The organism is Chamaesiphon sp. VAR_48_metabat_403 (assembly GCF_031422475.1).
In the GTDB taxonomy this organism is placed as follows: Bacteria; Cyanobacteriota; Cyanobacteriia; order Cyanobacteriales; family Chamaesiphonaceae; genus Chamaesiphon.
Window position 1 is genome coordinate 1 of sequence record NZ_JANPLS010000517.1, and the last position, 21,948, is coordinate 21,948.

22 protein-coding genes are annotated in these 21,948 nt (G+C 44.5%); 12 read left to right on the top strand and 10 right to left on the bottom strand.

Translation table 11 applies throughout. The features are described 5' to 3' along the window. A partial coding sequence (locus RMO79_RS24155; protein ID WP_310485829.1) for a potassium-transporting ATPase subunit C occupies nt 1–389 on the top strand: 389 nt, incomplete at its 5' end. Between the two features lie 32 nt (nt 390–421). After that, nucleotides 422–1,531: a sensor histidine kinase KdpD gene (locus tag RMO79_RS24160; RefSeq protein WP_310485830.1), complete on the top strand. Its 1,110-nt coding sequence runs from the start codon at nt 422–424 to the stop codon at nt 1,529–1,531. A 176-nt stretch (nt 1,532–1,707) separates the two neighbouring features. Here the strand turns inward: RMO79_RS24160 and RMO79_RS24165 are convergent, their stop codons facing one another. The 4 genes from RMO79_RS24165 to RMO79_RS24180 form a co-directional block, all read right to left on the bottom strand. Beyond that, nucleotides 1,708–2,106 carry a thiol-disulfide oxidoreductase DCC family protein gene (locus RMO79_RS24165; protein ID WP_310485831.1) on the bottom strand — a complete coding sequence of 133 codons (399 nt, stop codon included), beginning with the start codon at nt 2,104–2,106 and terminating at the stop codon, nt 1,708–1,710. A gap of 129 nt (nt 2,107–2,235) precedes the next feature. After that, nucleotides 2,236–3,519, bottom strand: coding sequence for a serine--tRNA ligase (serS, locus tag RMO79_RS24170; protein ID WP_310485832.1), 1,284 nt, complete (start codon nt 3,517–3,519; stop codon nt 2,236–2,238). Between the two features lie 191 nt (nt 3,520–3,710). Then, nucleotides 3,711–4,073 carry a DUF565 domain-containing protein gene (locus RMO79_RS24175; protein ID WP_310485833.1) on the bottom strand — a complete coding sequence of 121 codons (363 nt, stop codon included), beginning with the start codon at nt 4,071–4,073 and terminating at the stop codon, nt 3,711–3,713. 2 nt (nt 4,074–4,075) lie between these two features. Continuing rightward, entirely contained in the window at nt 4,076–5,752 is a 1,677-nt protein-coding gene (locus RMO79_RS24180; RefSeq protein ID WP_310485834.1) for a DUF3685 domain-containing protein, read from the bottom strand. Between the two features lie 153 nt (nt 5,753–5,905). Here RMO79_RS24180 and gcvT point away from each other — a divergent pair, with 153 nt between their 5' ends. Further along, nucleotides 5,906–7,015, top strand: coding sequence for a glycine cleavage system aminomethyltransferase GcvT (gene gcvT, locus RMO79_RS24185; protein ID WP_310485835.1), 1,110 nt, complete (start codon nt 5,906–5,908; stop codon nt 7,013–7,015). 170 nt (nt 7,016–7,185) lie between these two features. On the opposite strand, the gene RMO79_RS24190 is transcribed toward gcvT, so the two are convergent. From RMO79_RS24190 to RMO79_RS24200, 3 genes are all read right to left on the bottom strand, one after another. Then, on the bottom strand, nt 7,186–8,580 hold the full coding sequence (locus RMO79_RS24190) for a DUF2330 domain-containing protein (RefSeq protein ID WP_310485836.1): 1,395 nt from the start codon (nt 8,578–8,580) through the stop codon (nt 7,186–7,188). A 110-nt stretch (nt 8,581–8,690) separates the two neighbouring features. Further along, nucleotides 8,691–10,076 (bottom strand): DUF2330 domain-containing protein, encoded by a 1,386-nt coding sequence (locus RMO79_RS24195; RefSeq protein WP_310485837.1) that lies wholly within the window; start codon nt 10,074–10,076, stop codon nt 8,691–8,693. 18 nt (nt 10,077–10,094) lie between these two features. Continuing rightward, entirely contained in the window at nt 10,095–11,213 is a 1,119-nt protein-coding gene (locus tag RMO79_RS24200) for an RnfABCDGE type electron transport complex subunit D (protein ID WP_310485838.1), read from the bottom strand. Here RMO79_RS24200 and RMO79_RS24205 point away from each other — a divergent pair. Further along, nucleotides 11,194–11,787, top strand: a complete 594-nt coding sequence (locus RMO79_RS24205) for a Uma2 family endonuclease (RefSeq protein WP_310485839.1) — start codon at nt 11,194–11,196, stop codon at nt 11,785–11,787. The two genes, RMO79_RS24200 and RMO79_RS24205, sit on opposite strands and share 20 nt — an antisense overlap. Before the next feature lie 159 nt (nt 11,788–11,946). Continuing rightward, complete coding sequence (locus RMO79_RS24210; protein ID WP_310485840.1) at nt 11,947–13,011, top strand: RNA ligase family protein; 1,065 nt, start codon at nt 11,947–11,949, stop codon at nt 13,009–13,011. A gap of 99 nt (nt 13,012–13,110) precedes the next feature. On the opposite strand, the gene RMO79_RS24215 is transcribed toward RMO79_RS24210, so the two are convergent. Then, the gene (locus RMO79_RS24215; RefSeq protein ID WP_310485841.1) at nt 13,111–13,746 is read right to left on the bottom strand and encodes a hypothetical protein; all 636 of its coding nucleotides are present in this window, start codon (nt 13,744–13,746) and stop codon (nt 13,111–13,113) included. Nucleotides 13,747–13,753: 7 nt separating this feature from the next. Here RMO79_RS24215 and RMO79_RS24220 point away from each other — a divergent pair, with 7 nt between their 5' ends. The 7 genes from RMO79_RS24220 (at nt 13,754) to RMO79_RS24250 (ending at nt 20,296) form a co-directional block, all read left to right on the top strand. Next, nucleotides 13,754–14,488: a class I SAM-dependent methyltransferase gene (locus RMO79_RS24220; protein ID WP_310485842.1), complete on the top strand. Its 735-nt coding sequence runs from the start codon at nt 13,754–13,756 to the stop codon at nt 14,486–14,488. A 17-nt stretch (nt 14,489–14,505) separates the two neighbouring features. After that, nucleotides 14,506–15,048 carry a hypothetical protein gene (locus RMO79_RS24225; protein ID WP_310485843.1) on the top strand — a complete coding sequence of 181 codons (543 nt, stop codon included), beginning with the start codon at nt 14,506–14,508 and terminating at the stop codon, nt 15,046–15,048. Nucleotides 15,049–15,125: 77 nt separating this feature from the next. After that, a complete protein-coding gene (locus RMO79_RS24230) occupies nt 15,126–15,407 on the top strand; it encodes a hypothetical protein (RefSeq protein ID WP_310485844.1) in 282 nt (93 codons plus the stop codon). Nucleotides 15,408–15,686: 279 nt separating this feature from the next. Beyond that, complete coding sequence (locus RMO79_RS24235; protein ID WP_310485845.1) at nt 15,687–16,415, top strand: DUF1995 family protein; 729 nt, start codon at nt 15,687–15,689, stop codon at nt 16,413–16,415. 385 nt (nt 16,416–16,800) lie between these two features. After that, a complete protein-coding gene (locus RMO79_RS24240) occupies nt 16,801–18,096 on the top strand; it encodes a hypothetical protein (protein WP_310485846.1) in 1,296 nt (431 codons plus the stop codon). A 5-nt stretch (nt 18,097–18,101) separates the two neighbouring features. Next, on the top strand, nt 18,102–19,241 hold the full coding sequence (locus RMO79_RS24245) for an STM4014 family protein (RefSeq protein WP_310485847.1): 1,140 nt from the start codon (nt 18,102–18,104) through the stop codon (nt 19,239–19,241). Between the two features lie 134 nt (nt 19,242–19,375). Further along, nucleotides 19,376–20,296, top strand: a complete 921-nt coding sequence (locus RMO79_RS24250) for an STM4015 family protein (RefSeq protein WP_310485848.1) — start codon at nt 19,376–19,378, stop codon at nt 20,294–20,296. A gap of 6 nt (nt 20,297–20,302) precedes the next feature. On the opposite strand, the gene RMO79_RS24255 is transcribed toward RMO79_RS24250, so the two are convergent. Together RMO79_RS24255 and RMO79_RS24260 are read right to left on the bottom strand one after the other, a co-directional pair. Then, nucleotides 20,303–21,166 carry a M56 family metallopeptidase gene (locus RMO79_RS24255; RefSeq protein ID WP_310485849.1) on the bottom strand — a complete coding sequence of 288 codons (864 nt, stop codon included), beginning with the start codon at nt 21,164–21,166 and terminating at the stop codon, nt 20,303–20,305. Further along, nucleotides 21,166–21,585 (bottom strand): BlaI/MecI/CopY family transcriptional regulator, encoded by a 420-nt coding sequence (locus RMO79_RS24260; RefSeq protein ID WP_310485850.1) that lies wholly within the window; start codon nt 21,583–21,585, stop codon nt 21,166–21,168. Before RMO79_RS24260 ends, RMO79_RS24255 begins: the two co-directional genes overlap by 1 nt. Nucleotides 21,586–21,948 lie beyond the last annotated feature (363 nt).

A 21,948-nucleotide genomic window follows, 5' to 3' on the forward strand; every position in this document is an offset into this window, starting at 1 on the left:
AAGACAAAGCAGGCATCCTCAAAACCGGAGTCTCAGGAGCCAGCAACCTCGCCCCCAGCAACCCCGCACTACTCGATCGCATCAACGGCAAAACCGACCCCGACCCTACCAAAGCCATCGCTGGTGACCTCCCCAGACTCCAGCAAGCAGGCATCAAACCCACCGCCGACCTCCTCTACACCTCCGGCTCCAGCCTCGACCCCCACATCACCCCAGAAGCCGCCACAGCCCAAATTCAGCGCGTCGCCACCGCCCGAAAACTCCAACCAAATCAGTTAGAATTGCTCATCATCCAAAATACCGACCCCCGCTTCCTCGGCATCTTCGGCGAACCCGGCGTAAATGTGTTGAAATTAAATCTAGCTTTAGATGCTCTACCTAAAGCCTAAAACCTAAAGCCTAAAACCTAAAACCTAAACCCATGCAAACCTACCGTCGCGGCAAACATAAAATCTTTATCGGCATGAGTCCTGGTGTCGGCAAAACCTACCGAATGCTCGAAGAAGGACATCGACTCAGATCCGAAGGCATCGATGTCGCCATTGGTTTACTCGAAACCCACAACCGTGCCGAAACCGCCGCCAAAGCACTCGGATTAGAACAAATTCCCCGCCAGTCGATCGCGTGTCAAGGTGTCACATTTACCGAAATGGACGTAGGTGCGATCCTCGATCGACATCCGCAACTAGTATTAGTAGACGAGCTAGCCCATACTAATATCCCCGGTGCAGAGCGCGAAAAACGCTATCAGGATGTCGAAGAGATTCTTACTGCTGGCATCGACGTGTATTCCACCGTCAATATCCAGCATCTCGAAAGCCTCAACGATACTGTCGCCCAGCTTACCGGAGTTGTCGTCCGCGAACGCATTCCCGATCGCGTGCTCGAAGCAGCCGATGAAGTCGTTGTCGTCGATGTTACCCCCGAAACCCTCCAAGAACGCCTTCGCGATGGCAAAATCTACGCACCCGAAAAGATCGATAGTTCGCTCAATAATTTCTTTCAGCGGCGTAATTTAGCTGCATTGCGCGAGTTAGCACTTCGAGAAGTCGCCGATAATATCGAGGGTACCCAGCAATCTAAGGGTGATGCCCTCGTACCCGCAGCTTGCAACATTCACGAACGACTATTGGTGTGTATTTCTACATATCCCAATACAGTGCAACTCCTCCGGCGCGGGGCGCGAGTTGCCAGCTATATGCACGCACGATTTTATGTATTGTATGTCAACGAACCCGATCGGTTTTTAACCAAAGCCGAAAGCTTGCATATCGCCACCTGCGAACGGCTCTGCCAAGAATTTGGGGGTGAGTTCATCCAAGTGCGCGACTACAATGTCATTAAAGCGATCGCCCAAACCGCTCAACAATATCGAATTACCCAAATAGTCATGGGTGAAAGTCAGAAATCACGGTGGCAGATCTTCTGGAAAGGTTCGCTCACTCAGCAGATCCTCCGCTTGCTCAAAAATGTCGATATTCACATTATTTCCACTAGTAGATCTGCTGACGAGGATCGATCGAAATCCTGAAGCCCCTCCCGCAACTGAAGTGCAGGCTATCAAAAAAAGTACGTTAAAACGTACTGGAAGAATGACCTTTTACAACAATTAATTCACCATGTTTTTATTTTTAGTCCGTTGAAACGGACTTGAGCCGTTAGCATGGGGATTAATCCCCATGCGGGTACCGAGCGCAGCCGAAAATCTTAGCCGATAAATCGCTCTTGTAACTCTGGCGTGGGCACCATACAACTATCCCGCCGCCCGAATAACACGAATCTTTGTCGTGCGAACTCAGTATAAGCCCAATCTCTTAACGGTTGAGGCATCGCTGTAAAATTAGCCAAATATTGCCAGCCGCCATCAAGTTTAGATAGCACCGCCAATACCGCATCGCTTTTAGTCAAAACGTGCTTTCCATCTACCAACATTAAAGTTTGAATATCGATCGGATCTAAACCATGCTGACGATAGAGTTGTTGTCCTAATTCAGATTGAATTGCGGCAAACTTAAAAATTTTGTGTCGATCGATTTCAATTACCATTTGCACCGCTGCATTACAAAAATTGCACACGCCATCAAATAAAATCAGATTTTCATACATTAGCAACCACAAGATAAATTAAAAATTCAAACACTCTTCATCCAATCAACATACAAAAGATTTACTCCGGTGCATCCACACATTTACCCATCCACGCTCCCACTGATAACTCATAACTAGCAACTTGGGTTACAGTATGGCTCTACCTAGATAAGACTGTAATACTTCTGGTATGGCGATCGATCCATCGGGTTGTTGATAATTTTCTAAAATTGCCGCCATCGTGCGTCCTACAGCCAAACCCGAACCATTGAGTGTATGGACGAATTGTGTGCCTTTTTTGCCAGTTTCCTTAAACCGAATATCGCCACGCCGCGCTTGGAAATCATAGAAATTAGAACAACTCGAAATCTCCCGATACTTCCCAGCCGATGGGAGCCACACCTCTAAGTCATAGCATTTTGCCGCATTACTGCCCAAGTCTCCAGTGCATAGTTCCATCACTCGATAAGGTAATTTCAACGCTTGGAGGATTGCTTCCGCATTGGCAACTAGCGATTCGTGTTCTTGCTCAGAAGTATTAGGATGGACTAATTTGACTAACTCGATTTTATTGAACTGATGCAGTCGGATCAAACCGCGCGTATCGCGCCCCGCACTTCCCGCTTCGCGCCGGAAGCAAGGTGTATAAGCGCAGTGATGGATCGGGAGTCGTTCGCTATTGAGGATTTCGCCGCGATAGAGATTGGTAACTGGCACCTCAGCAGTAGGAATCAACCACAGATCGTCATCGGCACACTTGAAGCCATCTTCCGCAAATTTCGGTAACTGTCCCGTAGCTGTCATCGACGCACTATTGACGAGGATCGGCGGGCTGACTTCAGTATAACCCGCCGCAATCTGCCGATCGAGCATAAAGCTTATCAAGGCGCGTTCTAAAGCCGCACCCGCACCGATGAGGGTGACAAACCGACTTTGCGCGATTTTAGCACTGCTCTCGAAATTTAAGATGCCTAATTTTTCACCGATTTCCCAGTGGGGCAAAATTTGAGGGTTGGTGGGGATATATTCATCTCCCCATTTGCGGAGTTCGACATTCTCTTCTTCACTTTTACCGATCGGGGTAGTGTCGCTGGGCAGGTTGGGAAGTTGTAAAATTAGGGTGGTAATCTGCGCTTTGAGTTCGCGCTCGGCTGGCTCTAATTCGCTCAATTGAATTTTGACATCATTACCTTCGGTTTTGAGGGTGTTAATCTCTGGCGCGTCGGGAGCCGTGCCCGATTTCATTTTCTCGCCGACGAGTTTACCGATTTCGTTGCTGCGCGCCTGAAGTTGACTGCGGGTGAATTCTAGTTCGCGCTGTTTGAGATCCAGTGCGAGAATGGGTTGGATGTCGTACGCACCCGCTCCTCTGAGATCTAGTTTTGCCTGTACTAATTCTGGATTTTCTCGAATCTGTCTAATGTCCAGCACCGTTTTTACTCTACCCTTAATTACTTGGCTAGCTATATCTTACGATCGTCTTGTCAGGAATAGGGGATAGTGGATAGTGGATAGTGGATAGTGTAACTTTTAAATTAATTCTCAATTCTCAATTCTCTGTCTTGTCTCGCTTCTATGCGGAGGGAACCTCCGCAGAGCGAGCCGCAATTCTCAATTCTCAATTAACTTCCTAGCTTAAATGCTTCGGTAAACAGTCCATAAATTAACCCCAGTTTGATGCTATTTAATAGTGCAATCCAGAGTGGACGTTTGCCTAAAATCACATCTGATGTGACTTGCCGCCGACCGAAATTAGTCCCGTACGTCAGCCAAGAAATTGACTCGACAATCGTTAATACTCCCAAACTAGCGATCGCGTCGAGTTCGGTTCTTTGTCCGGTGGTGGTCGCGATCGCAGACGCTAAAAAGTTACCAAATAGTAAACTAATAATAATTAGTGATAATCGTCGCCAGGGATTTTCAGACCATTGAGTAAATTGTTTTTCCAGTCGATCGAATAATGTATTTAAACGCGTATTTTGCATAATTATCTCCGACTGCGATTAGTTTCTTGCCAAATATTGCCCACACCTTTAATAATACCGCGCCCGATTAAACCGATACCGCGTCCGATAATTTCGGTGAGCAAATAGACAACTCCACTCCCGACAAATGTGGTTAATGATGCCAAGCGGGGTGAGAGGGCATCGCGCACTTCTAGGGTTAGTGTTACGACGAGTGGAATTCCGGCTAGTCGTTCTAATTCTACCGGACGCGGGGCATAAATAGGCATCTGTTTGATGCCATATTCGGTGAAGATAAATAACCGATATTGACTTTCAAAAATTGCTTGCGGTTCGCTAATATAACGATCGATTCGATATCGCCAGGAGAGATCGTTCCGGAACCGTTCGATCTCGCGACTAGAGAGCAATCGGCGATCGTAAAATCCAGATTTCATCGATTCTAAATTACCAAACCGATTGAGTAAAGGTTGCATGACGGCATTTGCCATCTGGATTGTTAGATTTTCTAAGAGGCTACAGGCGCGCTCGGTGGCGGCGGTGCTACCGACTGAATAAGTGAGATTATCGATCGTGAGTGGTGTTTTGAATAGTAAGTAGTTGAATAAGTCGATCGATTGCGGAATTTTGGCAAGAATTTCGGTGTTGACGATCGCGACATCTTGGAGTAAAATTGGGATGATTTCAATCTGGCTATCTGCGATCGAGAGGGTATGATATCTACCGAAAAAGTCAGTAGTTACCGATGCCCATAAATCTGGTAAAATCTGAGGATGCTTGGCTGCTAATTGCTCGATCGTGATTTGAGAAAAGCGCAATTCATCGAGCAATCCTTCAAATTGACGGAGAATTAAATAAAATAGTTCTTGTTTCTTATCTCGGCGCAGAATATCGATTTCTAGGGCGGTAGGGGTGAGATTTTCTAGTCCCGATTGGAGTTTGGCGGCGATCCGATCGAATAACGATCGCGTTGTGAGATTACCGAGATCGGATTCTACTAGTGCGGTGGGCAGTTTTGGACTGGGTAAATTAGCAGGTGTGAATTGAGCAGTTGGGATCGAGCGATTTGGAGTAGATGGAAATAAGCGGTTGACGAGCCAGCGGGCGGTATTGAGTTCGCGCTTGCGTCCGGTTAAGATTAAACGATCGAGTTCGGATAAATTGCCTGTAAGATCGGTATTTATGGCGGCTAAAGTAGTATCAATTTGCTGGAGACTAGATTGCCGCATTCGATCGAACAGCGCGATCGCGCGTGGTTGTCGATCGATACTAACTTGTTGTAAAATTGCTGGTGCCCAACTAGTTTGTCCGCTGGCAACTTGACGGATATAGTTGACTAAATCAATAATCGAACTCCCCCGCAAACAGCACCCCTCAACCCCAAGTTGAACTGCGGGGGCTAATGCCGCAGTTCCAGACGCGGCTAGTAGCAAAATTGGTAAATTGGGATTGCTAGTTTTGACTTGCTGACAAAACGCAAAACTCATCGCGAAATCCGATGCTGGAAGCCCCAATAAAATTAGATCGAGTTCGACTCCCTGCTTGAGAATTTGCCAAGCACTAGCAAGATCTTCAGCTTCAGCCACCACTTGCAGATCTCGAAATCGATTCAGACAAGTAATTAGCCCCGATTGGATAATCGGATCGGCTTCGATCGTCAAAATGCGAATCGATCGATCTATGCTAGGAAGTTCTGCCATTGACACACGAATAATTGCGGGGCTACAGCGATCTCCTGTAGGGATAATTCCTAATTTATCCTTACATTTTACCTGCAACGAGCTTCAATTTAGCGATCGGGATGTGTAAGAATCAGTAGCTGTAACTTGTTGCTAGGGAAACTGCAAAATTCAATGACTGCACTAGAATCCCATCCTCCATTCCGAACTCCATTATCCGATCGGGCGATCGCGCTCAACGCTAGAATGACAACTTTTTCGGGGTGGGAGATGCCCGTCCAATTTAGTGGCATTAGTCCCGAACACGAAGCGATTCGGCAACGCGCGGGGATGTTTGATATTTCCCACATGGGTAAGTTTATCCTGCACGGCGACACAGCAATCGAGCAGTTGCAGAAACTAGTACCATCCGATTTGAGCCGCCTCCAACCCGGACAAGCCCAGTATACAGTTTTATTAAATCCCCAAGCAGGCATCATCGATGACATCATCGTCTATCAGGAAGGCGCGGGCAATGTCGTGTTAATTGTCAATGCAGGTACTAAAGATAAAGATAAAGACTGGTTGTTGGCGCATTTAGACCTCGATCTGGTCACATTTACCGATCTATCCGACACTCAAATCTTACTCGCCATCCAAGGGCCAGACACACTTAAATATCTTCAACCCTTAGTCGATATCGATCTGACTCAGTTAACGAATTTTGGTCATTCCAGAGGTTTAATTTTTAAAAACCCCGCTTTTATCGCCCGGACTGGCTACACTGGCGAAGATGGATTTGAAATCATGGTCGCACCAGAAATCGGCGTGCGACTCTGGGATGCATTAATAACCGCTGGCGTGACTCCTTGCGGGCTAGGGGCGCGAGACACCCTCCGATTGGAAGCAGCCATGTGTTTGTACGGTCAGGAGATTAATGATACTACCACGCCCCTAGAAGCAGGGTTAGGATGGTTGGTACATTTAGATACCAAGGGCGATTTTATCGGGCGCGATGTGCTGGTAAAACAGCAGGCGGCGGGAGTCAGCCGCAAGTTAGTCGGTTTGAATATGCAAGGACGATATATCGCCCGTCACGATTATCCCGTAGTTATCGCCGATCGACCTGTCGGCATCGTTACTAGCGGTACCATGTCCCCCACACTAGGACTCCCGATCGCCCTGGCTTATGTACCGATCGAATTTGCTAAACTAGGGCAAGTTGTCGAAGTCGAAATTCGGGGCAAACTCTACCCCGCTACTGTCGTTAAAAAACCCTTCTATCGCTCTCAAAATCGCATCTGATTGGGAGATGGGAGATGGGAGATGGGAGATGGGAGCGGGGAGATGGGAGTAAGAAGTAAGAAGGACACAAGTGTCTTTGATATCTTTATGCATTTTCCTCGCCCTTCGTCACCCCGTCACCCCGTCACCCCGTCCCCCCGCTCCCCGCTCCCCGCTCTTACCTATCGCTCTTACTTATCGCTCCAAACATTCTGCCAAAAGGGCTTATTCCCATCCGGCTGAGATTGAACGGTGGGAAAATCGATCTTGCTATAAATATCGCGAATGCTCCAACCAGTCAAATTGGCTAAATTACTCGCTTCCTTTTCCAACCGAGGGCGAAGTGTCTGCTGATATTTTTTCCCAGCAGCACAACTGAGATTGCCCTTAAAGGGATGATTCATTACATATCGACCTTGGAAATTTTCCTGATTGCCAGTTTCTTGAAATATTAAATCTTCTGGGAACTTATCGCGGGTATAACGAACGTGAATGCGAGTAATAAACGTATTACTTTGAGCTATCGATCGACGGCGAGAATTGTTTGTAGGATTGCTAGATGTAGTCTCGCCATTATCTTCCCAAAATACGCCAGCATCTTTTAATTCGGCTGAAGTTGGTGGCGCGCTCGAACAAGGATCGCAATTAGAGACATTCCAAGCATATTCTAAAAACGCCACTTTTTTCTGTTCGCGCTCGTAGACTTTTTGAAATGTGGCTTGATAAAACGCGCCAAATTCTCCTTTAATATAAGTAGGAATTTCTGTTCCCGTAGGGACTTTGACAGTCCGATAATTAGTCAGTTCTACTTGTCCTTTAGGTGAAAGCACGTAAATTACTAAATCTTGTTCGCCGCGAGCGTTAATCGTACCCAGGCGAATCGGTAGCATGAATTTAGGCGATTCAAACGCAATTTGCAACGGACGCAACACCTGGAAGCCGGACTTATTAAATTCTTTAAGATCGATTTTAGCAACAAAGAATTTGAGGTTTTGTTTGATATACGGACTTAGTAATTCACTCGCACCTTTGGGAATATTATAGCCATTTTGTTGGAGCCAAGTTTCTAATCCATCAGATTGTTTGGCACTAAGAATAACGATCTCATATTCATTCACCTTAAAATTGTCTTCAACCGTCACCCCTAAATCTTGATTAGAACCACTGCCTCGCAGTCTAGCAGAAGGAGCCGATCTGCGGACACTATTAGAATTAATTGCCGATTCATTTAAATCGGAAGTTGCACAAGGATCGGGATCGAAATATTCGACTAACCGGGGTTGGCTGAATGCGTCTAATTTCTCGATCGTGGTACGTTTACCGATATGTACTTGCTCTCTTTTAATCGCCACCGGGACGGGGATTACCATCGCAAAATCTTTAATGGCTCCTTGAAAGTCATTTGCCATCGTCAGGATGGTACGATCGCCATTACGAGCGATAACTACTTGAGATGCTTTATTAAATATTTTAGCATCCGCACCGCCAACATAGAAGCCACAAAATGCTAATGCAGGACTGATATTAGTCAAGATTGAGATGCCAATTAGCAAGCAGCAAATAATAATTCGAGAGAGATTTTGCATGAGAATTTCAGGGGTTAAGCTCGATAGTAGTGTTAATGAATCGACACGATCGTTAATTTCGCCAGAGCTTTTAATTAATTCACGAACGTGTCAATTGATGAAGCTCTCGATTATTTCTTATCTCCACCCCATATGTTTTGCCAAAATGGCTTGCTATCTTCAGTTTTCTTGGATGTAGATGGAAAGTCGATCTTAGGATAAATATCGCGAATGCTCCAGCCAGTCAGGTTGGCTAAATTACTCGCTTCTTGCTCTAAGCGGGGGCGTAATGCCTGTTGATATTTCTTGCCAGCATCACAATTCATAGTACCTTTAAATTGATGGTTGAGTACGTAACGTCCTTGAAAATTCTCCTGATTTCCAGTTTCTTGAAACATCAAATCTTCAGGAAACTTATTGCGGGTATAGCGAATATGTAAGCGAGTAATAAATGTATTCGACCGAGGTGCCGATCGGCGAAAACTCGGTGGAATACTCCCTGAAGAATTATTGCCATCATTCAACCAAAATACACCAGCTTCTTTTAATTCTGCTGCTGTCGGTGGCTCGGTAGAACAAGGATCGCAATTACTAGTATCCCAAGCATATTCTAAGAAGGCAACTTTCTTCTGCTCTCGCTCGTAGACCTTCTGAAAAGCGGCTTTGTAAAAGCTGCCAAATTCACCTTTAATATAAGTCGGAATTGCCGTTCCCGTCGGAATTTTAACAGTCCGATAATTAGTCAGTTCCGCCCGTCCTTTCGGCGATAATATGTAGACAACTAAATCTTGCTCGCCGCGAGCATTAATCGTTCCCAACCGAATGGGCAACACAAATTTAGGCGATTGATAAGCAATTTGCAGCGGACGTAATAGCTTACCACCGATTTTATTAAATTCTTTGATATCGATTTTAGCAACGAAGAATTTTAGTTTTTGTTTGATATATGGATTCAATAATTCACTCGCACCTTTCGGGATATTATAGCCATTTCGCTGAAGCCAAGTTTCTAATCCATCCGATTCTTTCGCACTCAAAATCACAATTTCATATTCCTTAATCTTGAAGCGATCTTCCACAGTAACGCCTAAATTACCATTTCTTTTCGCCACTGGTGCTGGTGCTGATGCGGTTGGAATCGCTGAGTCAGATGCTCTACTTTCATAATTAACTGTATTGCACGGATCGGGATCGAAATATTCAACTAAACGAGGTTGACTGAAAGCATCTAATTTCTCGATTGTCGTCCGTTTGCCAATATTTACTTGTTCTCGTTTAATTGCTACCGGAACTGGTACCACGAGTGCAAAATCTTTCACCGCTCCTTGAAAATCATTTGCCATCGTCAGGATGGTACGATCGCCATTACGAGCGATGACTACTTGAGACGCTTTATTAAATAATTTAGCATCCGCTCCACCGACATAAAAACCACAAAAGGCGATCGCTTTTGTTGCAAAACTCAGGACGAGAATACATGCTAAACAGAGGCTGAGAATAATTCGAGGGATGTTCATTAGGGGATAGGGGATAAATTAGGTGGTTTTGGTACGATCGAATGAATGCCAATTAAATTGAGGTGCAGCCCACAACTTGTCGAGTGCGAGTGTTAGAGGAGAGATGGCAAATAAGGCGAAAAATATTGCCTCATTAATATAAAAATAGTTACGGAGAATAAATGCTAAAATAGCGATCGCGATCGACCAAATAATTCGAGTCGAGCGTGCATTAGGAATCGAGCGCGGATCGGTAATCATAAACAAGGCAAACAACAATAAAGAACCGCTCATTAGTTTATGAATGCAAACATCTAAGGGGAAACCTAACCAGATATTTCTGGCAATTTCTAAGCCAGCATAACTACCCAAAAAAGCCACGCTGGTGTCCCATCTCCCCACGCGCTGGAGGACAACACCACCCATACCGATAAACAATAATAAATACCACCAATCACTGCCCCATTGCCCCGGTGAAACCCAGGCATCGGGAGTTAATAATAATGCTGCAATAATTCCAAAATTACCCGGATTAAACCAATGCTTGCGCTCGACAGTAAAAATAAACTTACTCGCGATCGCCAAGCAACCTGCTAAAATCATCGTACTGACTCGATCGGCACGTAACAATAACGATAAACCCAAAGTAGTAATTAAAGCACTCTTGAGCGTCAGCCAAATATTTTCGGTAGATTTAACTAAACTACTGAGTACTAGCTGAGTGAGACAACAACTGAGCATTAGACTAAAAACTAATTCCGGTCTAATCGACCAATCTCTAGTCATAATCCCCAATCCTAGAAAGCTACCTAAAAACACGATCTGATAATCTCGCGGATCGGCGAACATATATTTACTGATAGAATGCTGCCATTTAAGATACAAGCTCTGGCGATCGCGTTTCTGAATTTTACTAAATAACTTTACAATTCGAGCTAAAAATTTAACTATGACAACTACCGCAATCGGGAATCGGATGCCACCGTAATGACCGACTAACAAACCGAACCAGAGCCAACCGCCAAAAATCCAGCCAAAGACAGAAATCGCTTCCTTGTGAATCGAGTTTAGATCGTGTTTTAATAAAAATAGCAACCAAAAACTAATATTCCGATCTAGATTGGGGGATTTATACCAAATGCCATCTATTGAAACCAAGCCATTGTTATTAGATGTTCATCGCATAACTCTTCGCATTGATGGTGAAGAGTTCGAGAAACTGTGCCAAGATAATCCAGATCGATCGTTTGAATTGACAGCCAGCGGAGAATTAATCGTCATGCCCCCAGTCGGTGGAGAAAGTGGAAACTCTGAATTAGAGCTAGGTGGTGAGTTATTTGTTTGGAATCGCCAAACTAGACTAGGTAAAATTTTTAGCTCTTCCACCATTTTTGTATTACCAAATGGTGCCCAACGCTCTCCAGATGCCGCTTGGGTGGAATTATCCCGATGGGAGGCTTTGACCCCAGCGCAACGCAAGAAATTTCCACCCTTGGCACCAGATTTTGTCATTGAGCTGCTGTCGGCAACCGATAGATTGCCGCCATTGCGAGAAAAGATGGAGGAGTATCGATCGAATGGGGTGCGGCTGGGTTTACTCATCAATCCTAAAAACAAGCAAGTCGAAATCTATCGGCCGGGGCAAGCACCAGAGATATCTGAATTTCCCACTGCTATCGACTGTAGTGAAATCATGCCAGGTTTCATTCTGAGCCTGAGTGAGATCTGGTAACCATAGCAGTTTGAATGTTTCGGGAACCGTTTGAAATAATCTTTCTAATCGTACCAAAACTTGTAGTTTATACTTTACTCACCTAATTCATGTGTTAGCCTAGTCACAGCCAGACAGCGGCTGTCTGGAATAAAATTTAACGTACCTTGAAAATTAAATATGAGCACGATTAAAGTCGAAGTCTGCGAAATTTTGGAGCTAAAACCGCATGGAAATGCCGATGCGCTAGAGCTAGCCACCGTGCAGGGGTGGCAAATGTGTGTTAAAAAAGGCGTACATCAACCGGGCGATTTGGTCGTTTATTTCGAGCAAGGGACTGTATTAACTAAAGAAGTTGCCGAGCGGTTGAATGTGGCGACATATTTATCTGAAAAAACCGATATTAATGGCGATCGCGTTTTGGTAGTACATCGGATTAAATTACGCGGCGAACCCTCGTTTGGATTGGTAGTGCAGCCCGAAGCAGCAATGCAATTAGGCGACGATGTGGCAGAGTTTTATAGTGCTACTAAATACTATCCGCCAGTTAAGGCGACAGCCGGAGATAGTGCCACTGACGATCCCTATTTTCCTCGATATACTAATCTAGAAAACATGCGGAGCTACCCCTATTTATTAACAGTAGGGGAACTAGTTGTCGCGACTGAAAAAATTCATGGTACTAATTGTCGGGTGGGTTTTGTGTGGCACGATGATGAAGAACAACCGACGATGATGGCTGGTTCGAGAGCTTTACGTCGGCAAGAACCAGATGAGCCGAGTGAAATGGTGGCAAATACTTACTGGTTTCCACACACCTTGATTGGTGTCAAAAATCTGCTCTTAGATCTACAAAGTCAAGGACACAAACAAGCAATCTTATACGGTGAAGTTTACGGACAAGGAATTCAAGCTTATACTTATGGCGAAAAAAGACTGAATTTCCGCGCCTTCGATTTAATGTTAGATGGTAAATATGTCGATTATCCCATTTTTAAAGAGCTATGCGATCGCCATCAAGTCGAGCAAGTACCATTAGTATATGAAGGTGCTTTTTCCCTAGAAGTTATTAGAGGATTTTCCGATGGCGATTCGCTCGTCGGTGGTACTCACGGTAGAGAAGGCGTGGTTGTCAAACCGACGATTGAAAGGGACGATCCGAAGTTAGGCAGGGTAATTCTCAAGTATATCGGCGATCGATACTTATTTGGTAAAGTCGCCGAACAAGATACTACCGATGTCTGAATTCTCGACTTTCTAAAATTCCAGGTAGGGGCAATTCATGAATTGCCCCTACCCTAAATCTTCGTTCTCTTCTGACGGACAAAGCCACGCTGGATTCATTTAAAGTTGTGATAAACATTCAGCCACATAGAGATCGATGTGATAAACAATCTCCTCTTCATAATAAGGAATATCCCAATTAGGGATAGCCTCAATTTGGATAGCGGCACTCGGACGAGCAATTTTTCGATCGAGAGTGGGTGTTAGCAAGTAATAGTTAATTTCTAGATCGAGGAGTCCAAATAGACCACCAGTATCGTGCATGAATTCGATAAAGCGATTTTGAATCGATCGACTGTCTAGAAATAACTTATTGATGCGCGAACTGTCCCCACTAAATACCAGCTCTAGATACTCACTACCAAGTCGAACATATACGTAGATAAAACCGATCGATACCCGATTTGTCTGGCGATCTAACTTAGCTGTCGATTCAGCCGATCGCATATAATCGAGCAAAGGATCGTCAATATCAAAAATCAATCGAGTATCGAAATTTGCCCCCCTAGAATACTGAAAATTAATTAAGCGGTTTTGTTCGCCAGAAGTAAATGGTAAATGCACGCAGCGATCGTTTGCTAATGCGATCGTACATAATGCACCCTCGATCGGATCGGCAAGTGTAGGGAGTTTTAATAGTACCTCTTCCAATCGATCGATTCTATAATAAAGTTTGACCTTGTATTCTATTTCCATAATTTTGATGCCCTCGCTGCTTTTTAAAAACTTCTGTAAAATCCTCCTCGCTTGCCTCATCTGTTGGCAAATCGCCACTCCCCCCAGCACCGCACTAATTCAATCTAAATATTACAGCTATCGACAGCCCAGCTTCGATGGTACGGGTAAAGTCTACATGGGTAGAGAAATTGCCCAAGTCATGGGACATCAGGGCGCAGGCTGGCTAGAGCGTCCAGATCGCGCTACAGAAGAGCAACCCCAAAAAATGATCGACACACTAGAACTTAAATCTACAGACGTTGTAGCCGATATTGGCGCGGGTACGGGGTATATTTCCCAGCTTCTAGCGCGACAAGTCCCCGAAGGCAAAGTACTCGCCGTCGATGTGCAGCCAGAAATGGTCGAACTTTTAAAACAGCGGATTAGTAAAAATAAAATTGTCAATATTCAGCCGCAATTAGGCACCGAACGAAGTCCCGAATTACCCGCAGCCAGCATCGATCTGGCAATTATGGTCGATGCCTATCATGAGTTTGGTTATCCTCAAGAAATGATGACGGGAATTGTCTCGGCACTCAAACCGGGCGGGCGAATTGTCTTAACCGAATATCGCGGCGAAGATCCTAAGGTATTTATCAAGCCTCACCACAAAACCACTCAAAAACAAATCGAGCGCGAAATGAAAGCTGTGGGATTAAAGTTGCTCAAGAATGAGCGCGTGCTACCCCAGCAGCATCTATTATTTTTTAGCAAGTCATAATCGATCTGGCGATCGAAATGGGTAAGTTATCTGTAGGCTCGATCTGTATTAGCATTCATCTTCAAGCTATCTACAGATCCAGTCAAACCTTACCAAAAAATCGGGAGCTTGTTATGTTGCCAGTTGCTACTCGTGTAACTATGATAGATATTTACAGAGATGGTGGTTCTCTGGGGGTGAATTTTCATGGAGCAAAAAAAGAGCAATGTCGATTATTTTTTCGTGTCAAACGTCAGGATATTTTAAACGAGAAAGGTTTTATAACTGACACTATTAGGATCGGCTATCTCGAACCAGTTATCACAATTTCTTCCCCAGTTGAGTATAGAAGTACAATAACAGGCATAACTCAAACTAAGTATGACAGTGTTGAAAGAATGCTTTCATGGGAAGAGGCAAGAAACCTCCTAGAGACAATGAAGGATTTAGTTGAAAACTTTGAAGTGGAAGAAGAGTGGCGTGATGAAGATGAAGACGAAGCGCGAAACCAGAAGCATAGAATGTCGTATTATCATCAAATGCTAGATGCGGCGAATAATAGAGGAACGATTGGTAATTAAATAATAAAATATGTCTAAATGAATCGATCGAGTATAGATTATAATTAAGGAACAACTAGCTATTGAGGTAGATCGAGATGGATCTCTCAGTTACTTTAGACCAAATCAAAGCCATGAGCGTTGAAGACAGAATTCACCTCATCCAAGCAATCCAGGATACGATTCCTGATGTGAAGTCCGATCCCAGACTACTACAGCTAGATTTAAATTCTCCCTCGGTAGCTTGGGGAAAAGCCATGCGGCAAATTGAAGCGAACCAACCACAATCGATCGAGAGATTGCTGCAATCGTGGGAAGATGAAGGCGACTCAGAAGAACATCGCGAAACTTGGGAATTTTTGCACCAAGCTTTGGATTAATTGAAGTACGATCGAGTGTAACTATCCGATCTATATTCAGCAATAAAGGTGATTGCTGGGAATGATTCTCCCCTTATATTGTCTGAACTTTGATTAAAATGATTGAATGATGGACTTTGATGTACTGCTATCCGACAATCTTAGTCAATCTAATAATCAGATAAATCATAGTTGCAGATAATATCACCTTATTTCTAGGCTCGATCGAAATGGTGCAAGCTGCCAGATGAGACGATCGAGCGGTATTCTAGTAGAGATAGCGTCAGTATTCCCCGTTGCATGTCACAATTACCCACCACCCTCGAAGACTCGATCGCACTAGCTCAAACCGCTACCCTGGCGGCGATTGCCGATGGTTGTCAGCGGATCACGATCGAGATTGCCATCCCCGAACTTAAATCGATGAATTTGGCACGACAATTTATCGAAGCATTTAGCGATCGCGGTAATACACTCAAGGTATTATTTCCCGATACTGGCGCAGCAGCTCTAGCCAAACGGGATTGGTCGGATCTAAACTTTAAGATCGACGATTTAGGTAGCAGTCGATCGCCGATTGTCGATAAAATTCAAGCCGAAGACCAAATATTCATCGCGATCGAACCATCGGCGGTGGAAGTAGCACAAGTCGAGCAATTATGTAATGCCGCAGGCGATCGTCCGGTGATTTTATTCTTACCCAAACTCGAAGATGCCGCAATTGTGGGCATCGGGTATGCCGCCAGACAACTGCGCGATAGGTTCCTGACGACTCTCACCTGTGCCTACTATATCAAACCCCTCGAAACCGCCGCCATCTACCGCTGCTATCCCGCTCAATGGCAAGTCTGGGAAGAGCGAGGCGACGATTATACCCTTCTAGCCGAATCGCCCCAAAAACCCGTCGGCGACGAGCTAGATGCGATGCTAATGCCCTCTAACCCCACGTCGGGGGATAATCCCACTCCAGCCAAATCGCCTGGTGTCTTCGCCAGTTTAGGACGGTTTCTGCGGACTTTAAGTAGATAGTTCGATCGCTAAGGAATGAGGATTTAATAATATACATATCTGCTCTGCTGCCGACCTTTGGTAGGGGCAATTCATGAATTGCCCCTACCAAAGGAGGAATTGCAAGTTCTTTAATCCTCATTCCTAAATTAAATTAACGATCGATAGTACTAACCGATCGAGGCTTTACTAGTGCAAGCGACATCCGCGCTGAAATAAATTTCGCGCTCATAGCAAAAGTTATCTGTTCGCGTAGCGTCACGAAGTGAAGATAACTGAGATTCGATTTTAGTCCGTTTCAACGGACTTTTGATCTCAGCCCCGAATTCATTCGAGGGCTGCATTGATGTCGCCATGTTAAGCTCGATTGGGCATAATAACGATAACCTCCTCTCGATCGATCGCCATGCCAGAAACCAATCCCCAAGAATCCGATGCTGTCTTAGGCGGACAAAATCCACCGCCGATAAATGCTGCCATATTGGGTGGATTAGCTGGTGCAAAACAACGATTGGAAAGTGAATCGATAGTCGCAAAAATCCAAGCACTCAAAGACACGATCCAATATGGAACCGATGGCATAAATTTAGCACTCGAAGCACTGGCAGATCCTAACGATGATGTTAAAAGATTCGCACGTAGATTGCTACGCGATCGAGCTGGAGAAGCAGGAAAAGCAGCATTATTAGATCGCGAACCGCTAAGTTATTTTACAACTCTAGCCGACTGGCGATGGGAAATCTACAATCCTGAAATAGGAATTGTCGATCCAGAAAATAATGCTTATGTGGTACAAATGACCGATTCATGGGAATACAGCGATCGATATGATTCTTTTTTAGGTCACTTTGAATCTTTATTAAAAGATCCAAAAATTGGTGAATTAAAAGCATTGATTGTTAAAATAGAACAAGAATTTATTTTTACTGAAGAAGATCCATTTGCTAAGGCGTTGGCGGCGATTTGTGATGCAGGAAATTTGTTTGCAAATCTGCGGGGATTATATATTGGAGATAGTAAAGAAGAATGGCCGACAGGATATCGGAGATCGAAACTAAGTGTTTCCGATATTAGACCTTTTTTAGAATCCTTTCCAACCTTAGAGATTCTTCAAGTATTTGGACGTTTTACTGATGATGAATATCAGGATGAGGGATATACTTCTTTGAATTGTGCAGGATTAAGACATGAAAATCTAAAAACTTTAATTATAGAAACTGCACACTTAGCAGGGGAGAATCTCAACCAAATTGGGCGAATAGAATTACCTAGCTTAGAATACTTTGAGCTATGGTTGGGGAAGATAGATATCTTCAGATATAGAATTGCAAAAGCTTTGAAGCCAATCTTATTCGATAATGCAAGCCCTAATTTAAAATATCTCGGACTTTGCAGTGATAATGATACTGATAGTTTAATTATTGAGGTTTTAACTAGTCCCATTATAGATCGATTAGCAGTACTCGACTTTAAAATGGGGACGATGACTTTAAAAGGAGCAGAGTATCTACTTAATTCGCCAGATTTAAGAAATCTCAAATATTTAAACGTATTTGGTAATTATTTATCTGAAAGCACAATCGCAAAATTACAAGAATTACCATGTCAAATCAATAGTGATAGTCCACCATATCCAGCGCACGAAGGAGGAAACTGGGATCGTCGTTGTGAAGGGCATCGTCGCTGGGCATTACATGAATGAATAAAATGCTGAATCTTGTCTTAATTTCCAACCCCGAAACTCGCCGCGTGCAACTATTTCAGCAAGCATTAGAGCGATGTGAATTACCGCCAGCTCGATCGATCTCCTATGCCGATTTATTAGCCTGTAGGTGCGATTTAGCCCAATTTGACTCTCCAGATACAATCTTCCGATTTGACGCGCCTGAGCGCAGTTTTGAAGTCGATCGAGGGTTTATTGCAGCGGGAGCGGAACTAGAGCCAGAGGGACGACATCAACGGATTAGTGGGAGTGCGGCGGCGCAGTTACCAGCAGATTTGGGGCGGATTTGGTATCAACGTCAATGGTATCTCGGCTGGTGCGAGTGTTTAAAAATATGGACGGCTAATTTACAAGGGAGAATCTTAAACCATCCCGATGACATTATCGTCATGTTTGATAAAGTTCGGTGTCAACAAATTTTAGCCACCGCAGGTATTCCCATACCCCCAATATTATCGATCGATCCAAACGATTCAAAATCCACAATAGCTAAATTGATGGACGATCGCAACATCAATCGCGTATTCATCAAACTGGCGCATGGTTCCTCAGCTTCGGGAGTAGTTGCTTACGATCGTCGGAATGGATTCGAGCGGGCAATTACTACCGTCGAACGAGTTGTCGAAGCGGGCGAATTACGGTTTTATAATTCACGATTGATTCGCCAATATCGAGATGCAGATGCGATCGCCGATATTATTGATTTTCTCACCTGCGAATCAGTTCAAATCGAAACATGGTTACCCAAAGCACGATTGGAAGGGCGAGAATTTGACGTGCGAGTAGTTGTAATAAGCGGTCAAGCGCGTCAAGCAGTAATTCGGGTAGGAAATAGCCCGATGACTAATTTACATTTGGGAAACGATCGACGAGAAATTACAGATTTACCGCCAGGTTTATCGCCGACTATTTGGGCGGAAATGTTAGCTACCTGCGAACGCGCTGCGGCTTGTTTTCCGAATACTTTCTACTGTGGGATCGATTTATTAATCGCACCAAATTTAAAAGACCATTATATCATCGAGATGAATGCTTTTGGCGATCTACTTCAGGGCATTACTTGGAATGGAGAGGATACCTATACGACTCAGGTAAAAATGCTATTGACGGAATATAATAAATAGGAGAAAATTGATATAGTACATAATTATTTGTTCGATCGCCCTAGTGCGCCTCGTCGCGGAGGGTACCCAGGGGTTAGGGAATTAGTAATTTTCACAACTGGCGCAAAACATCAACATTTCAATCCAAAATCTACATGGGAATTTATCAACACGACGAGTTATTTGCAGGTAAGCCAATTGTTGAATACACGACAGAAATTGGGATTGCCGAGCCTACAGAATCTAGCTATCGCTTGAGTGTCGATTATAATTCAGAGCATAGCATTATCGATTTATTATCACAATTTTTAGCAGATCCTCAAGTCAGTCAAATTACTAACTTGATTATCGGACAATGGGATGCTGAAGATGGATCGAGCGAACCCGTTGTGAATTTCCTGGTTGATGCCAGCCAAAAACTGCCTAATTTAACAGCATTATTTTTAGGCGATATTACTGGCGAGGAATATGAGATATCGTGGATTCAACAAAGCGATCTATCGCCACTCTGGAATGCTTATCCTCAATTAGAATATTTACGGGTACGCGGTAATGAAAACTTGAGTTTTGGTGAACTAGAGCTTGGACGATTGAAAACATTAATCGTCGAAACTGGCGGCTTGAGTGTAGAAAGAGTTCGGGAAGTATGTGCCAGTCATTTACCCAGTTTAGAACATTTAGAATTATGGTTGGGCACCGATAATTATGGCGGCGATACCACACCAGTAGATCTCGCCCCGATTCTGAATGGTTCGTTATTTCCTTATCTTCGGTATCTGGGTTTGCGAGATAGTGAAATTGCCGATCGAATGGCGATCGCGGTGGCAGATGCCACGATCCTAGTGAGAATAAAAACTCTCGATCTATCATTAGGAAATTTAGGCGATATCGGCGCGGCGGCTTTATTAGCTAGTCCGTTAATTAATCATCTCGAAAAACTCGATCTTCACCATCACTATATTTCTGAAGCATTAGTCAAAGACTTGGAGAAACTATCGATCGAAGTCGATGTTAGCGACGTGCAAGTAGCAGATGACGATGATGAAGAATATCGTTATGTTGCCGTTTCTGAATGATTTAGGCTAGCTATGAAAAGGGACGGCAAGTAATGGCAATACCGCAACAAGTAGCCATGCCCAAGCAGCTAGATTCTGACTCGGCTCGATCTGATTGTTGCCGTTGATTTCTATACGATCGAGTAGGGCTTCAATCCTTTGGGTGAGCCGATCTGCTGGGGCTGTTTGACTAAAAGCGGCGCAAATATTGTCGGGAAATATGGGTGTATTTTGGACGATCGACAATAATGCTTCGGCGACTAAGAGCGGATCGGTTTGAATGGATGCCCACCGATCGGCACGAAGTTCTCTTAACATTAACAGTTCTTGCCAGATTGCTTCGGTTTGAGGCAGCCAAGTTGTCATCTGATGCAACCAGCCCAACCAGAAAAAACACCAGGTATCGCGGTAGCGATAATGGGCTTGTTCGTGGGCTAAAACCGCTTCTAGGTGGGCTGTTGATAATGTATCTAGCAATCCTTGGGTGACGACTAGTTCTGGCTCCCAGAAGCCGATTTGGGCACTATAGGGAGTCGGTAGATCGAGGATGCGGACGCTTTTGCCATTAAGTTCGGTAGTCGGGTAAGTGCGAATCTGTGACAGCATTTGCCAGCCAGAGCCAGCAAGTTTGAGCCAGGATAAGGCGGCGAATCCTAAAAATCCGATCCCCACACAATAACTCAACCAATCATTTCCCACCCACACCATCCGTCCGTGCGGCCCCATCCAGATGATGGCGATCGCACTAGTAAATAATAACAGTGGTGGTAATAAAAATATTGCCAGCGTTCGCTGCCATCGATCGATCCAGCTTACCCGATCTGTCCCCGCCCAAGTGTAGCGCAGTCCCCAAGCCACAGCGAAAATAGTCAACAAGACAATTAGGTGCATTATCCTTCCTCCCGATCTGTCCGAATGGCTTGCAGTCTTTGAGAAATCGCTGCAATTTGGTCGATGCTCGATCGATCTAAGCTATCGGCAAAAGCGGCAACGATATCGGGGTTACCTACTGCCAAAAATTGCTGTAACTGTTCGTAGGCTTGAATTGCCTGGGCTTCGGCTGCTGAGAGTAAGGGTTCCCAGACAAAACTCCGCTCTTGGCGATCGCATTTGAGCCAACCTTTTTGAGTTAATCGATTGAGGACGGTGGTAACTGAAGCATAGGCTAATTCGCGATCGGGATCGCTGAGAATGCGATCGTGAATATCTTTAACGGTTGCAGTATCTAATTCCCAGACAATTTTGAGAATTTCCGTCTCTAATGGCCCCAGGGAGAGGTTTTTGGGGCGATGTTGGGGTAAAGGAACCATGCCATTTTTAGTACGAGCTTTTCCTTAGACTAGCGCAATATTTAGGCTGGGATGTTTGACAGCTTGTCTTTTGACACTATTTGTCATTCAACTCACAATTAATTGCCGGATTACTGATTTTCATCTGTAAGCGTTCGCTCCAGTTTTGCCATTCGACGATCGCCAGATGCAGTACTAACCCAAGTTGCTAGTTACTGGAGTAGCCAACGACTGGAAGTCGTGGCTGGTGGTGCAAAGTCCGCCTTCGCGGACTAGTTAATCAGTACAGCTTTGGCGAACTTTGCGACACGAGCAGCGGTTAGAAACCGTTGAGGTTATAAATAGCAACTTGCAATCCGATCGGGTGTTTATTTAAGTCATAAT